General features: G+C 60.8%; 1 protein-coding gene and 1 pseudogene. Both read right to left on the bottom strand.

Annotated features, from left to right (window positions below; all coding sequences use genetic code 11):
* Positions 1-112: 112 nt before the first annotated feature.
* A pseudogene (locus tag AB5Y64_RS13215) lies at positions 113-1,177 on the bottom strand (methyl-accepting chemotaxis protein); the annotation flags it as partial.
* A gap of 29 nt (positions 1,178-1,206) precedes the next feature.
* On the bottom strand, positions 1,207-1,660 hold a 454-nt coding region (locus tag AB5Y64_RS13210; RefSeq protein ID WP_368203977.1), incomplete at its 5' end, for a transposase.

The raw sequence follows: 1,660 nt of genomic DNA, 5'->3' as shown, positions 1-1,660 counted from the left end.
CAGGGTGATGGTGGTGGTGTGTTTGGAGACAGCCAGTTTACCAGCACCCTGTCTGTCAACTTCCACTTCCCCAAGATCCCGCGAAGAACCTTTTTATTGGCTGCAACCACCGTCAGGCCAGGCGGAAGCGCCCCATGCTCTGGCGCAGACCCGCCGCCAGCTGGCTCAGCTCCAGACAGGCTTTGGCGGTGTGATCCGCGCCGGTCGCGACCTCGTTGGAGGAGTCGTTGATGCGCGCCACGTTGCGGCCCAGTTCATCGGAGACCGCATCCTGCTCGCCACAGGCACTGGCAATCTGGATCGCCATGTCGGCTATCTGGGCCACCGCCTCTTCAATCTGACGAATGCCCGCGCTGGTGCGTTCGCTCTGGCTCACGCACTGGCGGATCATCTCGCAACTCTGGCCGGTCACCGACTTCGCCCGGTTGGCACGAGCCTGCAGGGTCTCGATGATGGCGACGATTTCGCCGGTGGAGGCCTGGGTACGCCCCGCCAGGGTGCGCACCTCGTCGGCCACCACCGCAAAGCCGCGCCCCTGCTCACCGGCACGGGCCGCCTCGATGGCGGCATTGAGTGCCAGCAGGTTGGTCTGGTCGGCAATGCCGCGAATGACATCCACCACCAGGTTGATCTGGGCAGACTCTTTCTCCAGTTCACTCACCAGGTTGCCCGCCGGCTCCATCTCACCGGCCACCCGGGTGATGGCATCCAGTGCCCCCTGCACATCCTGACTGCCGCGACGAGCCAGGGCATTGGCGGAGCTTGCCGACTCCGAGGCCACCTCGGTGTTGCCCGCCACATCCGCTACCGTCGCCTTCATCTGGGCCATGGCGGTGGCGACCTGGGCTATCTCCTGCTGCTGGCTCTGGATCCCCTGGGATGATTGCTCGGAGACCGCGCTCACCTCCTCGATGGCGGCCCCCAGCTGGGTCACGGCGGCGGCCACCTCCTCGATGAGCCCACGCAGGTTGTCCTGCATCTTGAGGGAGGCGCTGGCCAGCATCCCCAGTTCGTCCTGCCCGATGTGCTGGCGATCCAGCCGATGGGTCAGATCCCCCAGGGCGATGGCATTGGCCTGGGCCACCACGGCTTGCAGGGGCAGGCAGATCTGGCGGGTGAGGAACCAGGTCATGACCCCCATGAAGATCAGCAGGGTCGCGATGCTCACCACGGCAAAGGCTCAGAGATCCCCTCATTTTTAGAGACTCAAATAATTCCAAGTGTGCGGGTATATAAGCGGTGTTGCTTCAGGTAGTAGATAAATTTATCCATCAACAAGACCGCATTGGCTTCTTTCATTTTAGGTAGCAACTGGTAATAGATGACCCCTTGCCGAAAGAACGAATAGGTTCGGCTCTTGCTGGTATTGACCTTGATCGTTCTCTCTAGACCGACACTGTCTCCAGCCTTACCCAGCAGCGTCAGCAAGACGATGGCCAGGGCACTGAATAAAAACAGTCGGTCGCGCCGGACCGGATTACTGATGTGCACATCTCCCATACCCATGCCGAATTTGTAATCTTTGATATCACGAAAACTGGTCTCGATACCCCAGCGCTGGCCGTATAGTTGCAACGCCTTGGCGGCGCTCAGGTCGGTCCGGTTACTGGCCAGAAACCACGCGTCTTTCATGCCACTCTTGTGACAACAATAGACCCGT

The organism is Aeromonas sp. R5-1 (genome assembly GCF_040908265.1).
GTDB classification, from domain to species: domain Bacteria; phylum Pseudomonadota; class Gammaproteobacteria; order Enterobacterales; family Aeromonadaceae; genus Aeromonas; species Aeromonas caviae.
Note: the sequence above shows the minus strand (reverse complement) of the source record. Positions and strands in the feature narration are given on the sequence as shown.